Annotated in this window: 21 protein-coding genes; 9 read left to right on the top strand and 12 right to left on the bottom strand. The window is 49.0% G+C overall.

The features are described from left to right. From QWY27_RS04130 to amaB, 7 genes are read left to right on the top strand one after another with little or no spacing between them, the layout of a single operon-like run. Positions 1-855: an ABC transporter permease gene (locus tag QWY27_RS04130; protein ID WP_290194999.1), complete on the top strand. Its 855-nt coding sequence runs from the start codon at positions 1-3 to the stop codon at positions 853-855. A 2-nt stretch (positions 856-857) separates the two neighbouring features. Further along, the gene (locus tag QWY27_RS04125) at positions 858-1,652 is read left to right on the top strand and encodes an ABC transporter permease (protein WP_290194997.1); all 795 of its coding nucleotides are present in this window, start codon (positions 858-860) and stop codon (positions 1,650-1,652) included. Then, on the top strand, positions 1,649-1,978 hold the full coding sequence (locus tag QWY27_RS04120; RefSeq protein WP_290194995.1) for a (2Fe-2S)-binding protein: 330 nt from the start codon (positions 1,649-1,651) through the stop codon (positions 1,976-1,978). Before QWY27_RS04125 ends, QWY27_RS04120 begins: the two co-directional genes overlap by 4 nt. Next, positions 1,975-3,381, top strand: a complete 1,407-nt coding sequence (locus tag QWY27_RS04115; protein WP_290194993.1) for an NAD(P)/FAD-dependent oxidoreductase — start codon at positions 1,975-1,977, stop codon at positions 3,379-3,381. Before QWY27_RS04120 ends, QWY27_RS04115 begins: the two co-directional genes overlap by 4 nt. After that, positions 3,378-4,487: an NAD(P)/FAD-dependent oxidoreductase gene (locus tag QWY27_RS04110; protein WP_290194991.1), complete on the top strand. Its 1,110-nt coding sequence runs from the start codon at positions 3,378-3,380 to the stop codon at positions 4,485-4,487. The genes QWY27_RS04115 and QWY27_RS04110 overlap by 4 nt, the downstream gene beginning before the upstream one ends. Before the next feature lie 51 nt (positions 4,488-4,538). Further along, positions 4,539-5,609, top strand: a complete 1,071-nt coding sequence (locus tag QWY27_RS04105; protein ID WP_290194989.1) for an ABC transporter substrate-binding protein — start codon at positions 4,539-4,541, stop codon at positions 5,607-5,609. 8 nt (positions 5,610-5,617) lie between these two features. After that, positions 5,618-7,132 (top strand): L-piperidine-6-carboxylate dehydrogenase, encoded by a 1,515-nt coding sequence (gene amaB / locus QWY27_RS04100; protein ID WP_290194987.1) that lies wholly within the window; start codon positions 5,618-5,620, stop codon positions 7,130-7,132. A gap of 73 nt (positions 7,133-7,205) precedes the next feature. Here the strand turns inward: amaB and QWY27_RS04095 are convergent, their stop codons facing one another. Both QWY27_RS04095 and QWY27_RS04090 read right to left on the bottom strand, forming a co-directional pair. Beyond that, positions 7,206-8,192: a Bug family tripartite tricarboxylate transporter substrate binding protein gene (locus QWY27_RS04095; protein ID WP_290194985.1), complete on the bottom strand. Its 987-nt coding sequence runs from the start codon at positions 8,190-8,192 to the stop codon at positions 7,206-7,208. A 70-nt stretch (positions 8,193-8,262) separates the two neighbouring features. After that, a complete protein-coding gene (locus QWY27_RS04090; protein ID WP_290194984.1) occupies positions 8,263-9,273 on the bottom strand; it encodes an asparaginase in 1,011 nt (336 codons plus the stop codon). Between the two features lie 127 nt (positions 9,274-9,400). On the opposite strand from QWY27_RS04090, the gene QWY27_RS04085 reads away from it, so the two are divergent. Continuing rightward, positions 9,401-10,075: an isochorismatase family protein gene (locus QWY27_RS04085; RefSeq protein WP_290194981.1), complete on the top strand. Its 675-nt coding sequence runs from the start codon at positions 9,401-9,403 to the stop codon at positions 10,073-10,075. 62 nt (positions 10,076-10,137) lie between these two features. Here the strand turns inward: QWY27_RS04085 and QWY27_RS04080 are convergent, their stop codons facing one another. The 8 genes from QWY27_RS04080 to QWY27_RS04045 form a co-directional block, all read right to left on the bottom strand. Next, positions 10,138-10,983, bottom strand: a complete 846-nt coding sequence (locus QWY27_RS04080; protein WP_290194979.1) for a GntR family transcriptional regulator — start codon at positions 10,981-10,983, stop codon at positions 10,138-10,140. Between the two features lie 10 nt (positions 10,984-10,993). Continuing rightward, positions 10,994-12,280, bottom strand: a complete 1,287-nt coding sequence (locus tag QWY27_RS04075) for a TRAP transporter large permease (protein WP_290194977.1) — start codon at positions 12,278-12,280, stop codon at positions 10,994-10,996. After that, on the bottom strand, positions 12,273-12,806 hold the full coding sequence (locus tag QWY27_RS04070; protein WP_290194975.1) for a TRAP transporter small permease: 534 nt from the start codon (positions 12,804-12,806) through the stop codon (positions 12,273-12,275). The genes QWY27_RS04075 and QWY27_RS04070 overlap by 8 nt, the downstream gene beginning before the upstream one ends. A 25-nt stretch (positions 12,807-12,831) precedes the next feature. After that, on the bottom strand, positions 12,832-13,821 hold the full coding sequence (dctP, locus tag QWY27_RS04065) for a TRAP transporter substrate-binding protein DctP (RefSeq protein WP_290194973.1): 990 nt from the start codon (positions 13,819-13,821) through the stop codon (positions 12,832-12,834). 4 nt (positions 13,822-13,825) lie between these two features. Continuing rightward, positions 13,826-14,728: an isocitrate lyase/PEP mutase family protein gene (locus tag QWY27_RS04060; protein WP_290194972.1), complete on the bottom strand. Its 903-nt coding sequence runs from the start codon at positions 14,726-14,728 to the stop codon at positions 13,826-13,828. A gap of 62 nt (positions 14,729-14,790) precedes the next feature. Then, entirely contained in the window at positions 14,791-16,164 is a 1,374-nt protein-coding gene (locus tag QWY27_RS04055) for an acyclic terpene utilization AtuA family protein (RefSeq protein WP_290194970.1), read from the bottom strand. After that, on the bottom strand, positions 16,161-16,466 hold the full coding sequence (locus tag QWY27_RS04050; protein ID WP_290194968.1) for a DUF4387 domain-containing protein: 306 nt from the start codon (positions 16,464-16,466) through the stop codon (positions 16,161-16,163). Before QWY27_RS04050 ends, QWY27_RS04055 begins: the two co-directional genes overlap by 4 nt. A 138-nt stretch (positions 16,467-16,604) precedes the next feature. Continuing rightward, on the bottom strand, positions 16,605-17,591 hold the full coding sequence (locus QWY27_RS04045) for a Bug family tripartite tricarboxylate transporter substrate binding protein (RefSeq protein WP_290194966.1): 987 nt from the start codon (positions 17,589-17,591) through the stop codon (positions 16,605-16,607). 75 nt (positions 17,592-17,666) lie between these two features. On the opposite strand from QWY27_RS04045, the gene QWY27_RS04040 reads away from it, so the two are divergent. Then, positions 17,667-19,295 carry a thiamine pyrophosphate-binding protein gene (locus QWY27_RS04040; RefSeq protein WP_290194964.1) on the top strand — a complete coding sequence of 543 codons (1,629 nt, stop codon included), beginning with the start codon at positions 17,667-17,669 and terminating at the stop codon, positions 19,293-19,295. Here QWY27_RS04040 and QWY27_RS04035 read toward each other — a convergent pair. Continuing rightward, positions 19,276-19,689, bottom strand: a complete 414-nt coding sequence (locus QWY27_RS04035) for a Zn-ribbon domain-containing OB-fold protein (RefSeq protein ID WP_290194962.1) — start codon at positions 19,687-19,689, stop codon at positions 19,276-19,278. The two genes, QWY27_RS04040 and QWY27_RS04035, sit on opposite strands and share 20 nt — an antisense overlap. After that, positions 19,690-20,859 (bottom strand): thiolase family protein, encoded by a 1,170-nt coding sequence (locus QWY27_RS04030; protein WP_290194960.1) that lies wholly within the window; start codon positions 20,857-20,859, stop codon positions 19,690-19,692. It abuts the gene before it with no gap. Positions 20,860-20,864 lie beyond the last annotated feature (5 nt).

Below are 20,864 nucleotides of genomic sequence, written 5' to 3'. Positions count from 1 at the left end.
ATGAGTATCTATAAGCCATCGACGCCATGGTTGTTGAGTGCTCCGGCCATGGTTGTCTTTTTGCTGATGCTTCTGGTGCCACTGGGCTTAACGTTCATTTTGTCATTCAACGCTTTTGATCATGCGACAGGAATCAAAAACGAATATACGTTCGAACATTACATTCATGTCCTGACTGATGAATATTATTACGGTATTTTTTGGCGCACGCTTTGGATTTCTCTGGTCACAACCTTGTTTTGTCTGCTGATTGGGGCCCCGCAAGCCTATATTCTCAGTCGCATGAAAAGCCCATGGAAGTCGATATTCCTGCTGATCATTCTGGCTCCCTTACTTGTATCTGTTGTGGTTCGCGCCTTCGGCTGGAGTATTTTGTTGGGCCCACAGGGTTTGGTCAATTTGATGACTAAGCTAATCGGATTCGGAGCAATCAAAATTTTGTACACAGAGACGGCAATCATCATTGCTTTAGTGCACATCATGATGCCCTTTATGGTGATTCCGATTTGGACATCTCTGCAAAAACTTGATCCCGCGGTTCAGGATGCCGCTCTATCTTTGTCTGCGTCACCTTTGACAGCATTGCGCCGTATTATTTTTCCTCAAATACTCCCGGGCATGCTTTCAGGTAGTTTGATTGTGTTCGGATTGAGCGCAAGTTCCTTTGCGATACCTGGCCTACTAGGTGGAAGGCGATTGAAAATGGCCGCAACCATTGTGTATGACGAATATTTACATGAGTTGAACTGGCCTCTCGGTGCTGCGATTGCGATCATTCTGTTAATTGCCAATCTCATCATCATGCTGTCCTATAACCGCGCGATTGAACGGCGCTATAGAAAGGCTCTGGGGTAGCCATGAATAAGAACGGACCATTATCTATCGCGTTTAGCAGTCTAGTCATCTTGTTCATGTTGGCGCCACTGGTGATTGTTTGTTTGGTCGCTTTCACACCCACAAATACTCTAGCAATTCCAACCAATAGTTTCTCCCTGCGCTGGTTCGAGGCGGTTTTCAGACATAGCGATTTGATGACTTCTTTTTGGAATAGTCTTTGGCTTGGATTGATCTCTGCCTCAATTGCGACAGCGATATCGATCCCTGCCGGATTGGCGTTGACGCGTTATGAGTTCAAGGCACGCGGATGGCTCAATGGACTGTTTCTATCTCCGCTGATCATTCCTCACCTCGTGCTCGGGGTGGCACTATTGAGAATGTTTTCTTTGATTGATGCGCGCGGCAGTTTCGCCTGGTTGGCCATGGCGCACGTCATAATCATTATTCCTTATTCTCTTCGTCTGGTGATTGCAGCGTCGGTTGGCACAGACAGAGCGTGTGAGCAAGCTGCACTTTCACTGGGTGCAAGTCGTTTCACAGTTTTTCGTAGAGTGACAGTGCCCATGCTCTTGCCAGGAATTACAGGCGGATGGCTGCTTGCATTTATCAGCAGTTTTGACGAAGTCACGATGTCTATTTTTGTCACAGCACCATCGACCGTCACGTTGCCTGTTCGTATGTATATGTATGCAACCGAATCAATTGATCCGTTGATGGCGGCGGCATCTGCGTTGATGGTGGTGTTCACGGCTGTCGTGATGTTGTTGCTTGATCGACTTTATGGATTAGATAAGGTTTTGGTGGGTGGAAAATGACTAAGCATGAAGAGACTCGGTCGCAGACTCTGCCTCAGTTTCGTAGGCTGCAGGAAAAGAATAGACCTAGTGTGGATTTCTTTATCAATGGCGTCTCCTGCCAGGCTCTTTTGGGAGACACCATATTAACTGCCTTGCTCACCAATCAACATGCTGTGCGAAGGACTGAATTTTCCGGCCAAAAAAGAGCAGGTTTTTGTTTGATGGGAGCTTGTCAGGATTGCTGGATGCGATTTGAATCCGGTGAACGGATACGGGCATGTTCGTCCCTTATCGAAAATGGGATGAGACTGGTCACAACAGTTGATCAGGGGGAGCAACAATGAGTCATTCCCCTGTCATCATTGGCGCAGGCCCCGCGGGTATACGAGCGGCTCAAGTTCTTGTTGACCACGGTGTTCGACCGATTGTGCTGGACGAGGGGATGCGCTGGGGCGGACAGATCTTTCGGCAACAGCCTCAGAACTTCAAGAGAACGAGTCGGGAGCTTTACGGGTTTGATGCTGGAAAAGCGGACGAACTATCCAGAGTTTTCATCAGTCTGCGGGATAAGATTGATTATCGGCCGCAGAGCTTAGTGTGGAATGTTGAACAAAACCGGCTGGACGTCCTTCAAAACGGCGAGTCTTCAACGCTACGCTGGGATTCGTTGATTATTGCGTCTGGGGCAACGGATAGGATTTTGCCATTTCCAGGTTGGACACTTCCCGGTGTATACGCCATGGGTGCGACTCAAATTGCTCTCAAGTATCAAGCCTGCTCAATTGGTGAAAAAGTCGTGCTGGCTGGAACCGGTCCTCTGTTGTATCTGGTAGCTTATCAGTACGTTAAGGCAGGTGCACATGTCGCCGCTGTTTTAGACACGGCAGATTTTTCGGCGCAGGTTCGTGCGTTGCCCCATCTGCTGAATCAACCCAAGCAACTACTGCGAGGCATGTATTACGTTGCTTGGCTGATGGCAAAGGGCATCAAAATTCATCGAGGTATTCGTTTAGTTGAAGCTGAAGGTTCAGAGCGATTGCAAGGTGTTATTTTTTTAAATAGTCGTGGTGAAAAACAGACCATAGCATGCGATGCTCTCGGTGTAGGTTATGCCTTGCGTTCGGAGACCCAGATTGCCGATATTCTCGGCTGCGCGTTCGCATTCGATTCAATGCAACGGGCCCATCTTCCTGTGAAAAACAAGGCTGGCGAGTCAACTCTTGAGGGGGTTTATCTTGCGGGTGATGGGGCGGGCATCATGGGCGCAGATGCTGCTGAGCTTTCTGGTGAAAGAAGCGCTTGGGCGCTCTTGTTCAAGCTCGGTATCTGTCGCGAGGATTCGCCGCGGATACGTGCGCGTCTTAACGACCTTGAAAAACGTCTGGAGAAAATTGCGAAATTTAGAGTAGGTTTGGAGGCTGCGTTCCCTTGTCCAGAGGATTGGATTGAACAAATGAGAGATGACACAATCGTGTGTCGGTGTGAGGAGATAACTTTTAGTGATATCCGCCAAGCCATCGTTGATTGCGATATACGAGAAGTCAATCGGCTTAAAGCGCTGAGTCGTGCCGGGATGGGACGCTGTCAGGGCAGAATGTGTGGACAAGCGAGCGCAGAGATTCTCGCATATTTCAGTGGCCAGCAACTAGACGAGGTCGGACGTTTGCGTGGTCAACCGCCAATCAAACCTGTAGAGGCGCATGTTTTGGCTGCCGCTTGGCAATCAAAGCAAGAGGGCGTGAAATGAATAGATCCAATTTTTTTGATGTCGTGATTGTGGGTGGCGGAATTGTCGGATCTTCTGCCGCGTTGAAGTTGCGAGAGTTTGGCTTATCAGTCTGTTTGCTGGAACGTAATGTATGCGGCTCTCGATCAAGCGGTATCAATTATGGCGGTGTACGCAGACAAGGTCGATCACTGGTCCAAATGCCTTTAACGCAGCGCGCGCACGGCATATGGGGTCGTCTCAAACAGGTCATTGGAATTGACGGCGAGTACGTACGCTCGGGTCATTTAAAGTTGGCTAGAAGCGAGGCAGATATGGCATCGCTTACTCGATATCGTGACAATACAGCCGAATATGGTTTGGGACTGGAACTGTTGAGCGGGGCTCAGCTTCGGAATCTCTACCCCTGGCTGAGTGAGCGGGCTGTTGGTGGCTCTCTTTGTCCTGAAGATGGTCATGCCAACCCTCGACTCATTTCTCCTGCTTTTGCGCGGGCAGCAGTGCGTGCAGGCGCCCAAATTTATGAAAATAGTTCTGCCGTGGAGTTTAATCATGACGGTAATCAGTTTCTGACAAAGGTCGCCAATCAGTCTGTACCCCTTACATCCAGATATTTATTGAATTGTGCTGGAGCGTGGGCAAACACAGTTTGCGAGATCTTCGGCGAAAAAGTACCTATGACGAATTCGCATCCTTTGATGGTTGTGACTGATGCATTGCCTGTTTTTATGAACCTTAGCCTAGGCGTTGAAGGTGGAGGCGTTTACGTTCGACAAGTCAGTCGAGGTAATTGCGTTCTGGGCGGCTCGCAAGGCTATGCTTTGGATGCGAATAGAGCACGTCCCGGAGGAGATGGTATCGAACTTGTCCTCAAAGGTGCGCTTGAACTTTTGCCGGATTTGCGGCATGCACAAGTTGTCAGGACATGGAGCGGAGTGGAAGGGCGTTTGCCTGATCGTGAGCCTGTCATTAGCTTTAGCTCGACAACACCAGGTCTCGTACATGGTTTTGGATTTGCCGGTGCAGGCTTTCAGATCGGACCTGCTGTAGGCGAAGTTCTTGCCGAGATGATTGCGCAAGGGGAAACTAGTACGCCTATCGAGGCTTTTTCCATCAAAAGGTTTTAGTGTAGTTGTAGACAGTTATCTGCATTTTTTATCCAACTCGAAGGAGATGAAATGAATAATCACTCAAAAAAGAAAAACATCTTAACGCTGTCAATTGCGACAACTGCTGTCGCATTAACTTTGGCATCCGCCCAGGCTATTTCGCAAACAAAGACTCTTTACATCGGCATGAATGGCGGTGTGATGGAAAAAACCTGGACTGAACGAATTTTCCCAGAGTTTGAAAAAGCAAATAACGTGAAAGTCGTTGTTGTTCCCGGCACATCTTCGGATATTCTTGCAAAAGCACAGGCTAACAAAGACAAGCCTCAAATGCATGTCATGTTTTTGGATGATGGTGTGATGGCGCGTGCCGTGGGGATGGGCTTATGCGAAAAAATGAAGCCTAATCCGCAACTTGATGAAATATATCCCATTGCACGCTTTAAAGATGACATGGCAGCTGGTGTCACGATGGGTATGACTGGTATGGCTTACAACACAAAGATGTTCGCTGATAAGAACTGGACGCCTCCTACCTCTTGGATGGATTTTGCAGATCCGAAATATAAAGGCAAGGTTGTATTTCAGTCCTTGCCAGCTTCATCCTTTGGATTGCACGGCTTCTTGATGTTTAACCGCATTCAAGGTGGAAGTGAAAAAGATGTCAATCCTGGCTTTAATGCTTGGCCTAAAACAATTGGACCGAATGTACTCGAATACATTCCTAGTTCAGCCAAACTGGCCGAGATGTTTCAGAACGGCGAGGTCGCTATCGCTCCGCTCACTCCAACTTCTGTTGCTGTATTAAAAGGGCGTGGCATACCTGTTGAGTATGTTCAACCAAAGGAAGGTTCTGTGGTTTTAATGGTTGCGGAATGCGTGATCGCTAAAAACAATGAGCCTGAGCTTTCTCAAAAACTTGCCCAATACTTGCTTTCTGCTCAGGCGCAAGCCGCCGGTTTGCAGTATGGAAACCAAGTTCCATCCAACCCTAAAGCCAAGGCCAATAGACCCGAAGATCAGGCTGTTTTGAATCGTTTCAACGAGTATATGAAAACAGCAGTTTCAGTGGATTGGGATACGATCAATGCCAATCGTCCTGCCTGGAATGCCCGTTGGAATCGAGCTGTTGAGCGTTAGGAGTCATCATGAAGCAATCGAGCGACATCGCAACTATTTTTTCTGAAATCGGTGTTTTACTGCCTGAGCAGAAAACAGGACTGAGATTGGAGGTGGTGTCGCCGATTGACGCAACTATCTTAGGCACATTAGCTTCGACTTCCTCGCAGGAAGTCGAAGATTGCATAGCACGATCAGCAAAGCGCTTTATAAGTTGGCGCAACCAACCAGCGCCAGTCCGCGGTGCCGTGGTGCGTGCTTGGGGTGAGTTGGTGAGAAAGCATAAAGCTGCTTTGGCTCAACTGATTACCTTGGAAGCCGGAAAAATTGTTCAGGAAAGCCTAGGTGAAGTTCAGGAGGTTGTCGACATCTGTGATTTTTCTTTAGGGCTATCAAGACAGCTCTATGGTCTGACAATATCAAGTGAACGTCACAAGCATAAACTATTTGAAACATGGCACCCACTTGGCCCTGTTGGCGTGATATCAGCATTTAATTTTCCCATGGCTGTGTTCGCTTGGAATGCCGCGCTTGCCTTGGTTTGTGGAAATACGGTAGTTTGGAAGCCATCTGAAAAAACGCCTTATTGTGCCCTGGCCTTGAATGGGCTTTTGTTAAAGGCTATGGAGCAATCCGAGGTTGATACCCAAGGTATGGCTGAATTGTTGATTGGCGATGGGAGCATCGGAGAAGCGCTCACTTTGAGTCCGGATATTAAGCTACTGAGCGCAACAGGTTCGACGCGAATGGGACGGGCTGTTGCCTCCGCTTGTGCCCGTTCGTTTAAACGTACATTGCTCGAGTTGGGCGGAAACAATGCGGCGATCGTTTGCCCCTCTGCCAATCTTGAGTTGGTCACGCGCGCTGCTGTTTTCTCAGCGGTAGGAACGGCTGGTCAGCGTTGCACAACATTAAGAAGGTTAATCGTTCATCGATCAATCTATCAAGACGTTCTCAGTAGACTGGTGGCTGTTTATGAAAAACTACCCATTGGAGATCCACGTCAAGAAGGAACGCTTGTCGGCCCACTCATTGATCAACGATCTTTTATTGCAATGCAAAATGCCCTCCAAGAGGCTGTGAAAGTGGGTGGTCATGTGAATTTTGGTGAGCGAGTTGTGATTGTTTCCTGTCAAGACGGTTATTACGTGCGTCCTGCAATTGTGAGTATGTTGTCACAGCAAGGCCCCATGCTTGATGAAACGTTCGCGCCGATTCTTTATGTGACACCTTACGATGACTTGGCTGAAGCAATCTCAATTAATAACTTCGTGAGCCATGGATTATCTTCTTCGATCTTCACACAAAATCTGCTTGAGGCCGAAACCTTTACTTCGGCTAGTGGTTCAGACTGCGGAATCGCGAATGTAAATATCGGCACGAGTGGGGCTGAGATAGGCGGTGCCTTTGGTGGTGAGAAAGAGACCGGCGGTGGACGCGAGTCTGGTTCAGATGCTTGGAAAAACTATATGCGTAGGGCTACAAATACGATCAATTACGGGACTGAACTGCCTTTAGCTCAAGGTATAAAGTTTGATATCTGATTTTTAATCTGCTGAAAATGTTGAAAACCTCGCAAGAGTGAACTTGCGAGGTATTTATTTTTTTGAATATTGCTTAAGACGCAGTCGCACCAGTCAAGCGCACGACATCTCCCCACATTTTGATTTCAGCTTCAACAAATTTCTTGAATTGCTCGGGAGTACTTGATGTGACAGTCGCAGCTTGCGCGGCAAAAGCCTCTTGGACATCTTTCATTTTTGCAGCCGTCGCGCATGCTGCCGAGAGTCGGTCGATGATGTCTCGGGGAGTACCTGCTGGAGCAAACAAGCCGTTCCAAGAAGTGATTTCAAAATCCACAATGCCGACTTCCGCCATGGTAGGAACATTTGGCAACAGGGCAAGACGTTGAGACGAGGCGACAGCCAAGGGTGTGAGTTGGCCCGCTTGGATACTAGGGATCGCTGACAACGCTGTTTTAAAGCCAAAGTCAGTTACGCCACTGATTGTGTCGGTCAGGGCGGGTGCAGCACCTTTGTAGGCGATGTGTGCAACATCCAGTCCGAAACGGTTTTTAAACATTTCGCCTGCAAGGTGCGGCGTTGTTCCAACACCTGAGGAGGCATAGTTCATCTTGCCTGGACGCTCCTTGGCAAGTTTGATGAGTTCCTGGACAGTCTTGACGGGTAATTTTGACGAGCAGACCAATACCGCAGGGGCTGATGAAATACTTGAAATCGCGGCAAAGTCTGTTAGGAGGTTGTAGCCAGGATTTTTGTACAAAGACATATTGATAGCATTTGCCACTGTACCTAACAGGAGTGTGTAACCGTCGGCAGGTGATCGTGCGGCAAGTTCGGTCCCGATATTTGAACCGCCACCTGGTTTATTTTCAATGACGATGCGCTGACCGATGATGTCGATGAGCTTCGCGGAAATAATTCGAGCTGTCACATCGGTGGAGCCACCGGGACCAAACGCGACGATCAACTTAATAGGTTGTGAAGGCCACTTCCCGGTAGCGCGTTGTGCCAACGCAAGGGTGGGTGTGCCGACTGTTGCACCTAATGCGATACCTGCTTGTATAAATTTTCTGCGATCCATTTTTATGTCTCCTAACGGTTTATTAAGGCTTGATGTCCAGGATGGGCGTATTGAGCGAGCCCGTTTCTTTTTAATATTGTTCAAACATACGCTGTATCTCAGCAGAGTCTTTCGTCTTGGTCAAGGCTAGTGCAAGCAAAATCCTTGCTTTTTGCGGATTTAAATTGTCTGCTCTGATATAACCAGCATCAACGATCTTACTGGGACCAAACGTACGACCTGAGCCTGCCCGCGAGGAAATCACCACCTTAACTCCCGCTGCGACAGCTTCTTTCATGGCGATATTTTCTTCCGGGGAAAGTAATCCTGGAGCAAAGGCGGCCCCAACGATGCCTTGCGCGCCCGCCTGAATAAATGCGCGCGTAGCGAGACCATCACTGCCTGCATAGTGATATGAAATTTCAACTCTTGGTAAAGCGTCCAGATCGCGGATTTCAAATTCAACATCAGGATTGTGGCGACGCAGGCTTTTGCGATAAAAAACCACCCGATCACCATCGGCGTGACCCAGTGCGCCGAAGTCTGGAGATCTGAATGTCTGCAGCCTGGAGTTCGATGACTTGGTGACTTCTCTTGCAGCCTGAATTTCGTCATTCAAGCAGACTAATACGCCCATTCCCCGCGCCTGCGGGGATGCCGCCACACGGACCGCGTTGTAAATATTAAGACCTGCATCGGACGATAGGGCGCTTGCCGGGCGTTGTGCCCCGGTGATGACAACAGGCACATCAGTTCGAAGCGTCAAGCTCAGCGCATAGGCAGTTTCTTCGATCGTTGCCGTTCCATGGAGAATCACTACGCCACATGGCCCTTTCGTTTCACGCAGGAACTTCTCTATTGTGAGTACAAGTTTTTTCCAGTGCGGGAAAGAGACCGCTGTCGATGGAAGCGTGTCGAACTGAATGGGGACGATATTGGCGACGGTCTTTGCTTGAGGAAATTTTTGCAGCATTTCATCTGCATTCAAGCGTTTGCCTGTCGCTGTATATTCGTAAAGATCAAGCTCGCCGTTGGCACTGATCGTGGTGAGGGTTCCGCCTGTGCTGATGACGGCGATTGTCGGTAAAGAGCTGTTCAACATTGCACTCCTTTGTGTGGTTTATTGTCGTATTAAAAATTCAATTACTAAAAACCAAGTGTCTTGATTTGCTAGTCTTGTGCATATAAGATGACCTAATAGTTTGATCACCAATTAAACAGGAGAGGGAATGGACAAGCTTGATAAATGGCGCGGATATGTGCCCGACGAGGAGTTGGAAACCTATAGAAAGGGAGGGTTTGCTCAACGGGTCGGCATGGGTGAGCGCGTAGCCTTGCTCAATATCGACACGACACATATGTTTGTCGATCCGTCCTATTCGATGTGTGGTCGCGATATGACCTCGGTCAAGCGTTCTCTGATCACACTGACTGAAACTTTCAGACGTTTGGATTTGCCGATCTATTACAGCCGCAGGGACGACCGGAGTCATCCGACGTATCGTGGCGCCTGGAATTACAAACTTGCTGAGCCCGAGGCTTTTCAATACACCAGCGATCCGAGAGCCGACCAGTGGCCCGATGAATACGCCCCGCGCCCTGTGGATCGAATCATCCTTAAAAACAAGCCTTCCTGCTTTTTTTGTACGCCACTTGAGGCTTTTTTGCGCTATGACAAGATCGATACACTTGTCATCTGCGGGATCTCGACCTCTGGTTGCGTCAGAGCCGGTGCAACAGATGCCTTTTCGCATAACTTCCGTGTCATCTTGGTGGACGAGGCTTGTGGGGATCGTAGCCCCCAAGCGCATTTGGCAAACATGTTTGATCTGGACATGAAATTTGCTGATGTTGAATCGATGGACTATGTGCTGAACGAACTGAATCAGAAATTCGGGAAATAAACAGGGTGCGACCATGCTCAATGATGGGAGGCGTTGAGCGTTTGCTTCATTGTGCATGGTCATCATGTACTGCTCCGATTTTTTCTACGGGACAGGCTTGACTTTTTAGTAGGCAATGACTCTTTGGGCTGCGCTGTCGCCCAAACGTTTCCCTCCGAGGATTGAGTGCGTTCCAGATCCACCCTGTACTGATAGATGTCCGGGCGATATTGAACCTCTATCCACTCGACAGGTCGTTCAGACTGGTCATACACAATGCGCTCAGACACTAAGAGTGCCGAATTGACCTCAACATGTAATGCGCGCGCAACTTCTGTAGTCGCCTGCTGAGCGCTAATGATTTGTTCAGCTCGTCCGATAACAACCCCGGCATTTTCAAGCAGCTCCAAAAGAGGTTTGCTCGACATCTGTTCGGTTTTAATTTGTCGTGTAATGGCAGGAGGCAAATAAGTGACCGCATATGAAAAGGGTGTGCCATCTAAACTTCTGACGCGTACCGACCAGAGCACTTTCTCACCCACTTTAATTTTCAACTTGCGTGCGATTCGCTCTCCAGCTGAAACAGTTTCATGTGTCAGCAGTTCGACGGTGGTTGAATCGCCCATACGGCGATTGTTTTCAATCATGCCTTCTACGCCCGCCAACAAGCGTGTACTGGGCCTGTAGGCAGCTACTCTCGAAGGCTTTCCCTGATGGCGCTCAATCAGTCCCCGCGCACTGAGCTCATCCATAGCTCTTCTTGCTGTGATACGAGAGACTTTCAAAGCTTGCTCGATTTGATTTTCACTGGGAAAAACGCTCCCGGGCGCAAAAATACCTGTCTGAATACAATCTCTCAAATGCGAGAAGATTTGATGATAAAGAGGGGTCGGCAGCGACTTGCTGACGGAGAAATTTGACCAACTCATTCGTAAGATCTCAAGATAATCCCGGTAGCCAGAGTACGGTTTGAGGAAAAAGGTAAATCAAGAGTATTAATAATATATACAGCAAGTAAAACGGGGCGGTTCCCCGGATCACACTGGAGAGGGACTCACCTGAAATATTTTTAATCACGAATAGATTCATTCCCATCGGCGGCGTGACTTGACCGAGCTCAACTAGCAACACGATGAGTACACCGAACCAGACAGGATCAATGTTGTAGGCGATGAGGGAAGGCAAGAGGATAGGAACAGTAATAACCATCATGCCCATGCTGTCTACAAAACAACCCAGTACGATTAAAGCCAATACAACAAATAACAGAAACATTTCCTTTGAAACACCGGCTTCTGTCACGCTACTGGAAATTTCCTTGGCGATTCCAGCCATTCCGATCGCATATGAAAAGAGAAACGCTGCATAAACAACAAACAAAATTGACCCTGTCGCAATAATACTTTTACGCATGGCACGACGTAAAACGCCTAAATCCATTTCTCCCCAGATTTTTGAAACAAGCCATGCGATACAGCAACCTAATGCTGCTGCTTCAGTGGGTGTGACCACGCCGCTGTAGAGGCTTCCCATTAATAAGGTAATCATGACGACAAAAGGTAATACGTCATTGATCACGCTCAGCCAAGGTATCGCCTCTTGATTTCGTTCTGAGGGAGCAAGGCTAGGGTTGATCGTTGCGCGTATGCCAACGTAAATCATGAAGAGTAAGGTGAGGATTAATCCCGGAATGACTCCAGCCATAAACAATTTTGCAATGGATGTTTCGGCAAACGTTCCATAAACAATCATGGCGATGGACGGCGGGATCAGTATGCCCAGTGTGCCACCGGCAGCCAAGGTCCCTGACGCAAGCGACATGTTGTAGCCGCGCTTTCTCAGTTGTGGGGTTGAGACTGTGCCAATCGAAGCTGCGCAGGCAACGCTTGAACCACTGACTGCAGAGAACACTGCGCATGCGGCGATGTTCGTATGAAGCAAGCCACCCGGCAGGAATTTAACAAGCTGAGATAGTCCCCGAAAAATCCTCTGACTCAGTCCACTCTCAAGCAAAATCTCAGCCATGAATATAAACAAAGGGATTGCAGTCAGGGTGAAGCTGTTCATGCTTCCCCAGCTGACAAGTCCTAGTGACGTCAAGCTAGGTATCCCGCCAGCATGAACGAGATAAGCGACTGCTGAAATCCCCACTGCGAAAGGGATCCACATGCCAGAAACTAATAGACCCAGAAAAAGAAATAACAAAGGGATTGTTGCGTTATCCATTTAAGTTATTTCCATTTTTATGTCTCATCAGTTGGTTCCAGTCTTTTTTAATGTGGAGCAAGAGAACCAGAGATGTTGTGAAGGCTCCGATCAGCATTAAGGTTTGCGGTATCCAAATCGGGGTTCGCAAAATAGTCAAGGCAGAGATCTCTCTGTTATGAGAGCGTATGACAAGCCCCCAAAACTGCCAAAGCAAAAGCAGCATGAATGCCAAGGCAATCAAGTCAAAAATGAGCTGAAATCGATCTCTATTATTTTCTGATAGCCAAAAATAAAAGGCATCTACTCGAAATAATGCTTTTTCATACAGTGCAATCGAAATGCCAAAAAACGCAAGGCAAACAAGTGCGTAGCCTCCAAGTTCATCTATTACTAAAAAAGACCAATTGATCGACCAGCGTAGTAGAGCGTCGAGTGAAATGGATACTGCAAGTCCAGCAAGCACGCATTCACACAGCGCTAATTGCAGGTTTGACATTCGTTTGACTAATTTTTCAAACCGATCCTGCTCGATCTCTTGGGTCATGACATTCCCCGCCGTTGTGAAGACGCTATTTGTTTAGAGCAGCACGCACTTTTCTAAGTGCTTCGGTCGCTTCAGGTCCTCTTTGTTTGGCCCACTCTTCCCAGTACGAAGACATTTTCTTGGTTGCGTTCTGGATTTGCTCAGGAGTGGCTTCGTTGATGACCATGCCTTTTGATTTGAGCATTTGAGTGACTTCAGTTTCCTCTTTGCCGAGTTGATCGGTGGTGGTTGGCGCTAATCTCTGTACAACCTGACGAATTTTTTGTTGATTCGCGGGAGAAAGTTTTTCAAATGCTTTTTTATTAACGATGTAAACGCCATCAAAATAATTCACACCCAGGCGATAGTTGTATTTCAGCAGATCACCCCAAATTTTTCCTCCCCCTGCGCTCGCGGTAAATACACCGTCAATTGTTCCGCGTTGTAACGAAGGTGGGACCTCAGGTGCTCCAAGCGTGATGGGGACAGCACCGAAGCGTTTCACAAATTCGGCTTGTTCAGGCGAGGTGACTCTGAATTTCTGGCCTGCAAACTCTTCCAGATTCCCTAATTTTTTAGTTGTGAAAGCGACTTGAAAGGGAAAGACGAATCGACCGAGCACAAGAACATCTTGCTTGGCAAAGGCCCGATCAATGTATGGCCGCATAATCGCTTCGGCTTTGTCAAACTCTTCGCGATTACTAATGAGCATAGGTAGTCTTAATACGCCCGCGATGGGGACTGCGCCAAGAAAAAATCCATCGTCTCCAAACTGAACAGTTCCCTCGCCCGTGGCTTGCGTGATATCAGAGGACTGGATAGGAAGTGATCCAGCCAGATTAAGCTTGATTTTGACTTCGCCATTGGTCTCTTTCTCAATCTCGCTGATGATTCGTTTGAGACCTTGCACGTTCGCAAGCGCCTCTGAGGGGCCGAATGTATAAGCATTCCAATTTGTTGTTTGTCCGTAAACACTTGTATGCGTGCTTAAACACAAAATTCCTGCTGCGACAATACTTGCTAAGTTCGCTTTCATTTCATCATCCTTTAGAGGTGTAATTGCTTTCCAGCTGAATGAACTCGGGATACTCAAACAAATTCCACAAACCACGGTGGTCTAGCATTTGATTCGCCATCGACTGCGTCGAGCCTGTTTTCAAAAGCTCGCTGTACAAGGTATTTCCGATTGAGGCAAAAACACGTGTAATTGAATTTGGGTAGATTGCTAGTCCATATCCCAGTGCTTCGAGTTCGCTCGCTGGCAGCATGGGGGTTCTTCCGCCTTCTACTTGGTTGGCGAGTGTGGGCGTGGAAATGGACTGATTAAGCAGACGCATCTCATCGACACTTTCAGGAGATTCAACAAAAGCAACATCTGCACCTGCTTCCGCGTACTGGTTCGCGCGATCAATCGCGGCCTGAATGCCCTCCGTCGATCTGGCGTCTGTGCGCGCGACAATCACCGTTTGCTCATCACGGCGGGTATCCACAGCAGCGCGGATACGACCCACCATTTCCTGAATAGAGACGATTCTTCGTCCAGGCTCGTGTCCACAACGCTTGGGCCAGTCTTGGTCTTCTATTTGTATCGCACTGACACCGGCGCGCTCCATTTCACGAACGGTACGCATGATATTGAGTGGACCGCCGTAGCCCGTATCAGCGTCAGCGATCAGTGGCAGGCTTGTCACATCCGAAATGCGTTTGGATTGATCCAGTATTTCAGCAAAAGAAAGTAGTGCGACGTCTGGTGCACCGAGACGCGTGATGGATACGCCTGATCCAGTCATGTAGAGTGCCTGAGCACCTGCTTTTTCTGCGAGTCGTGCTGTTAAACAATCGAATACTCCCGGTGCAATCAACAGCTTTCTCGATTTGAGCAATGCTCGCAGCGTTTGACTCTTCCCTTCATGTATTCCAAGCGACAGTGGCATTGCTTTCATTGTTTTCCCTTTAGTACAACAATTAAATTTTGTTGAATGCGTTAAAGCTTTTGCTAGATCAGCTAGATCGTCTCGATCGAGACTGGAAAAAGCGTGTGGTGATCAGGGGCCGGCATGACGTGATAGGCAGAAAACCGATAAGCCGGACCCGCAGCGAGTTCAGGCGGCGTAAAAGGAAATGCCAAGTTGCCACCTGTGCATTTCCTGCCGCTAAAGCCTTGATGTAATAAAAATTGTTTAAATGTCTTAGCCGCAGCCATGGCAAGCTCGGGTGACTGAGCGATGACCTCAACGAGAATAAATACCTCCCGGGGTGAGGTCGAATGGCTAGTGAGTTGTGGATACACACCATCTATGCCATACAGTCTGGGATAGATCTCATAGGCACCAGAGACTAAACCACGCGTTGTCGCCTCGACAATTTTCATCAACTCCGGAAGCTGCGCAATGACATTTGGATCGGCTGTTCCGGCGAGTAAAACGGCACGATATCCAACAAGCTGGCTGGCCTCGACTTTGATGGTTGTTTGTTTGGCATCTTGCCACGTCGCACCTGACACATGTGTACGTCTGTCATCAATGGCACGATAAACAGCTTGATCGACACGCAAGGTTCCATCAGGCTCAGTAAAGCTTATTGGATCGGATTGTTCATAGAGACTGTGAGCTGCGACAGACAGAGGTGTCGCTCTGCGGTCCGGATTCATACTTTCCAGTTCGAAACCCTGTGCATCAATTGTCGCCAGTATGGCGTCACGTCCGCCGGGTTCACAACAGATTGAAGTGCATTCAATAATTTTTGCCATATGCATGACGTTGGCCATGCTGAATCCAAGTAGTTTTGGAATGGACGCGAATACAGCTGTGTCGCAGGCGCGACCTGCTATGATGACGTCAGGATCGAGCGCAAGCGCTTGTTCAAAAGGAGCGCATCCCATTTGACCGACGATATTGCTACTCGCCATGAGATCAGCGGCCGTCACCGGTAGATCGCCGCCGAGTGCTTTGAGTACGCCTGAGTCCAACGCCTCGATTACGCGATGTGGTTTCAAGTCCGCTCTAATCGACGCGAGTCGAAAATGTAATTTGTGTTCCGCAGCGATGGAACGAATTATTGCGAGCGTGGCATCCAGATGAGGTCCGGCACCCGCCGTGCCTGCTGTTCCGATGATCAAGGGAACGTCTAGTCGCCGCGCAGCCACCAAGACGGCTTCCAGATCGCTACGGGTGATAGCCGGACTCGTAGCCATTTCACCTGAGCCAAGGTACGCAGGCCCGGGATCGACTGAGCCCATGTCGCAACCAATAAAGTCAGGCTGACGGGCGAGCCCGGCAGCGAGTGCCTTGCTTGGAATGCCATAGCCTAGTTGTCCAGATGCAGAGAGCACCCTCAGGGTGCTTGGTTTGCGCTTCAGAAGGGCTTGTACAGCGCTCATAGCTCAATTCCTAATAAAGGCACATGTTGCTGCGCACCATAAACATCCCGATCGCCAGGCGATCCCGAAACAATCTTCCTGGGCATGGCGATTTTGATCGCACGCGCAGCAGGATAGGGTGTAATTTGAATCTTGTTGGCGGCAGTGTCATACAGTTGGCCAATGCGCTCTGGTGATAGAGAGGAGGAGGCCAGTGCCAAGGCATAACTCTGCTCTGTTGAAAACATCAAATCAAAAGAGAGCGTAAGCGGACCGGCGTTTTTACTCCGCACAACTGTTGCGAGGTCTTTTAGTTGGGGCATGTTTCTCACATTGAACGATTGATTTTCAAAAGACTGCAGCAACTTATCTTATTCTGCTTTTACAATATTATCTTGTTATAACAAGCTGTCAAGAAAAAAATGAGGCGCAAGGTCTTGCGCCTCATTGAGTCGAAATCTTTAGTTCAACTGTACGTTCGCCTCTTTAGCGACTTTGCCCCATTTCTGGACCTCATCCCGTACGTACTTTGAAAACTCTTCAGGTGAGCTGCCAACAGGCGTTGCCGAGATTGCGGCAAAGCGTTCTTTAATCTCTTGCGTCTGTAAAACTTTGATCGTCGCCTCGGCGAGTCGATTAATGATAGCTGGAGGTGTTCCCGCTGGCGCAAACAGACCATTCCAAGAGTCGGCTTCAATGCCAGGCATGCCGGCCTCTGCCATGGTGGGAATGTCTGGTAGTTGAGCCAATCGGCTATTGCCGGCTACTGCGATCGCGCGGACTTTGCCACTTTGAATGGCTGGCATCACACCACTCGCAGTTTTAAAGCCCATGTTCACGGTGCCGCCAATCACGTCGGTTAACGCGGGTGCCGCGCCTTTATACGGGATGTGCAGCATGTCAATGCCGGCGCGCAACTTGAGCATTTCTGCGGCATGGTGCTGCATACCGCCTGCCCCGGAGGAGGCATAGTTCAATTTGCCTGGTCTTTCTTTGATATAGGCAACAAGTTCATCTAATGTTTTAACGGGAATGTTGTTATTAACAACCAGGACACTCGGAGAGGACATGATCTGCGTGATCGGTGCAAAATCACGAACCGTGTCGTAGCCCAGATTTTTGTAAATGCCCATGTTTGTTGCGTTTGCAACCGTGCCGACAAGGAGTGTGTATCCATCGGGTTTAGCTTTGGCTACAAATTCCGATCCGATGTTGGACCCACCTCCAGGTTTGTTTTCAACAATGATCGGCTGTCCGAGTTCTTTTTCTAATTTTGAAGCGACCAGTCGAGCAAAGACATCAGTTGGTCCGCCAGCGGCAAAACTTACGATCAGTCGAATAGGTTGCGTAGGATAAGCAGCCTGACTGAATGCCTGAGCGCCTAGGAGGCTCGACAGCAAAATACACGCACGTAAAAGGAATTTTGTTTTTAACGACGACAGGATCATTGAGGGTCTCCAATTTTTTAAGTTATTCTGCTTAGGTTAACGGGCAATTTATAAAAATGGAAGACAAGAAAAAAGATGAACCAAGAGATTACTGTCGCTCAATTATTCGTTCGCAAGCTTAGTCAGGCAGGGGTTAAAAAAATTTTTGGTTTGCCGGGGGGAGGCTCCTCCCTAGACATCATTGCGGCAGCCTCGAATGAAAATATAGAGTTTGTTCTGACTAAAACTGAGAATGCAGCTGTCATGATGGCGGGTGCTTTAGCCGAGTCCACGGGTATACCAGGCGTAGCACTGATGACCAAAGGTCCGGGTCTGACGAATAGTGCGAATGGCGTGGCCTACGCCAGTCTTGATCGCGCACCCGTGATTGTCTTGACGGATGGATTCACGCCTAAGCAGCTCTCGTACATTACCCATCAGGTTTTTGATCAGAAAGCCGTGTTAGCGCCAATCGTCAAGGGTACCAGTCGGCTGGAGTCTTCCGACCCAGGGGCTGAAATCGATGCTTTGCTTCGTTTGGCATGTTCTTACCCTTTGGGGCCCGTGCACATTGAATTGACCTCGGAGACAGCCCGCCGCTTAGTCAGTGATCAGTATCTAAGCAATGTTGCTAGTAGCGTTGAAACGCCTTCAGTTTCGCTAAGCCAGCTTGAGACTTTACGTTTACGTATTAAACAGGCAGACCGACCGATTGTTGTATTGGGACTTGAAGCGCGTGCACATGCCGATGCAGTCAGAGGATTTGTGGATACTCTTGGATGCGCAGTATTAACGACATACAAAGCAAAAGGTGTGGTGCCCGATTCAGATAAGCGTGTTGTGGGTATTTTCACTGGCGGTTCTCTTGAGCAGGAGGCTATCGCTGCGGCGGATCTGATGGTCTTGATCGGGATGGATCCAGTTGAACTGATTTTGCAACCTTGGCGGTATACAACGCCTGTTGTCGATATCGCCGCATGCCTCCATCCGGTCCATTATGTTGAGCCTGAGCTACGCGTAGTCGGCTCAATCACGTCAATCCTGAATGGCTTGCGTGCAAAAGGCATATTTTCAACAGCCGGTTGGAGTGACGAAGTACTTGAGTCAATCCGCATCCAGGCACGGCGTCAGCTTGAATATCTAACTGTCAGCCAAGGTGTGGCGCCCGACCGTGTCGCACAGCTTGCAGCAGAGTGCTGTCAGCGTCACGCAGTGAGCCCAATGTTCTCCATCGATGCGGGGGCTCACATGTTTTCTGTCGCTGCATTTTTTCCCGCTGAGCGTGCAGGAGATGTATTGATATCGAATGGCTTGGCTACGATGGCTTTTGCTTTGCCAGCGGCGATCTCTGCCGCTGTTCAAAATAGAAATGCCCCTGTTTTGTGTTTTACAGGTGACGGTGGTTTGATGATGTGCTTAGGTGAACTGTGCACCGCGGTTGAACAACAAGCAAAAGTAATTGTCATTGTGTTCAACGATAGTGCTCTTTCCCTAATCGATATCAAGCAGCGAAGTCGCTCGCTAGAGCCCGTTGGGGTGAGGTGGCGCCATCATAATTTTGCGGCCATGATGGATGCGCTCGGCGGTTATGGAGTTGTTGCGACGAGTGAACAGGAGTTTAACGAGGGACTCAATCAGGCTTTGAGCCGAGATGGTCCCTCGTTGATTGATGTCTTGATTGATCCCTCTGGTTACCCGGAACAACTTAAAGCGATGCGTGGGTAGAGCGCTCAAAGACAGGTACCGAATGGCCGGAGTCAAGAGGTGTGAACGCGAGTGTGAGTGGTGTTCCGATTTTTAGATCAGCCAAGTCAGAGCCGATAATATTTGTCAACATCAATGGACCTTCTGCGAGTTCGACATAGGCGACAACGTAAGGATCTGAGCTTTTACTCAGTGCTGTTGCAGCGTAGAGCGTAGCCTTACCCGAGGATTTTTTCCACGCGAGCTTGCTACTAAAGCAAAAGGGACAGAATAAGCGGGGGTACCAGTGTGTTTTGCCGCAATCCTCACATTGAGGCAGGAGTAATACCTTTTGTTTTGTTGCTTCCCAGAAGAATGAAAATTCGGGATTAGCCGCAAGTGCTTGCGTATGCAGTGTGATGTGATCGTTATTCATTTAAAGCCTTTCTAGAACGACGGTGGCATGGGCATTGCCTGTGCCGATAAATCCCCCGGGACCACAAGCCATTGCCAGATCGCAGTTCTTGACTTGCACGGCAGGGTGCGCAGTGCCACGCAGCTGACGTGTGGCTTCAATCAGTTTTGTGATGCCACCACGATTGCTGGGATGGTTATTACATAGTCCTCCGCCATCCGTGTTGAAGGCAAGTGGACCGATGCCAGAGATCAGCTTGCCATCCTCGACAAATTTACCGCCTTCGCCTTTTTTGCAAAAGCCGAGGTCTTCGAGTTGCATCAAGACCATGATTGTGAAATTGTCGTAAATGGAAGCGTATTTAAAGTCCTTGGCGGTTACGCCGGCCTCTGCGAACGCAATGGGACCACTCACGGCGGCACCCGTAGTCGTCATTGAAGTATGTCCGCCATTTTGACCGTGTACGGTGTGACCTGAGCCGATAACACGCACTAATGGATTTTTCAGTGATCGAGCGATCTCTGGATTGACTAAAACAATTGCTCCACCGCCATCGCTAATGACACAGCAATCCATCCTGCGAAGAGGAGAGGAGACCAAGGGTGAGCGCATGACATCTTCGACAGTCACCGGCTTGTTGAACATGGCATTTGGATTGTGCTTGGCGTGCTCGGAGGCCGCAACGCGAATCCAGGCGAGTTGTTCCAAGGTAGTGCCGTATTCGTGCATGTGTCTGGCCATCATCATTGCATAGGCCGTTGAAATGGTCGGGCGATAAGCGGCCTCCCATAGAGCATCTGGCCGATCAGGTTCGCAAGGCCTGGGCGCGGTGCCGGTTTTCATCTGCTCGCTGCGAGGTCTGCCGGCCAGTGTGATCAGCGCGACATTGCAGCGACCAGCTGCAATGGCATCGACGGCGTGTGAGATATGAATCAGAGGCGAGCAACCGCCTGCATCGGTCGAGTCAATATGACGCAGCTTAAGATTCATATGGTCAATGAACCAATTGGCATTTGAGCCGGGGATGTCCCTGGCGCCAAAAAAGCCATCTACATCAGAGGCGCTGAGACCTGCATCTTTCAATGCGCCCAAAGCGCACTCCACATGCAATTGCACGAGCGATTTATCGGGCGCATGTCGAGTGGGATGCTCGAAAATACCTGCTATGTAAGCTTTATCTTGTCGTTTCACGCTTG

Source organism: Zwartia vadi (assembly GCF_030410375.1).
Classification (GTDB): domain Bacteria; phylum Pseudomonadota; class Gammaproteobacteria; order Burkholderiales; family Burkholderiaceae_B; genus Zwartia; species Zwartia vadi.
Note: the sequence above shows the minus strand (reverse complement) of the source record. Positions and strands in the feature narration are given on the sequence as shown.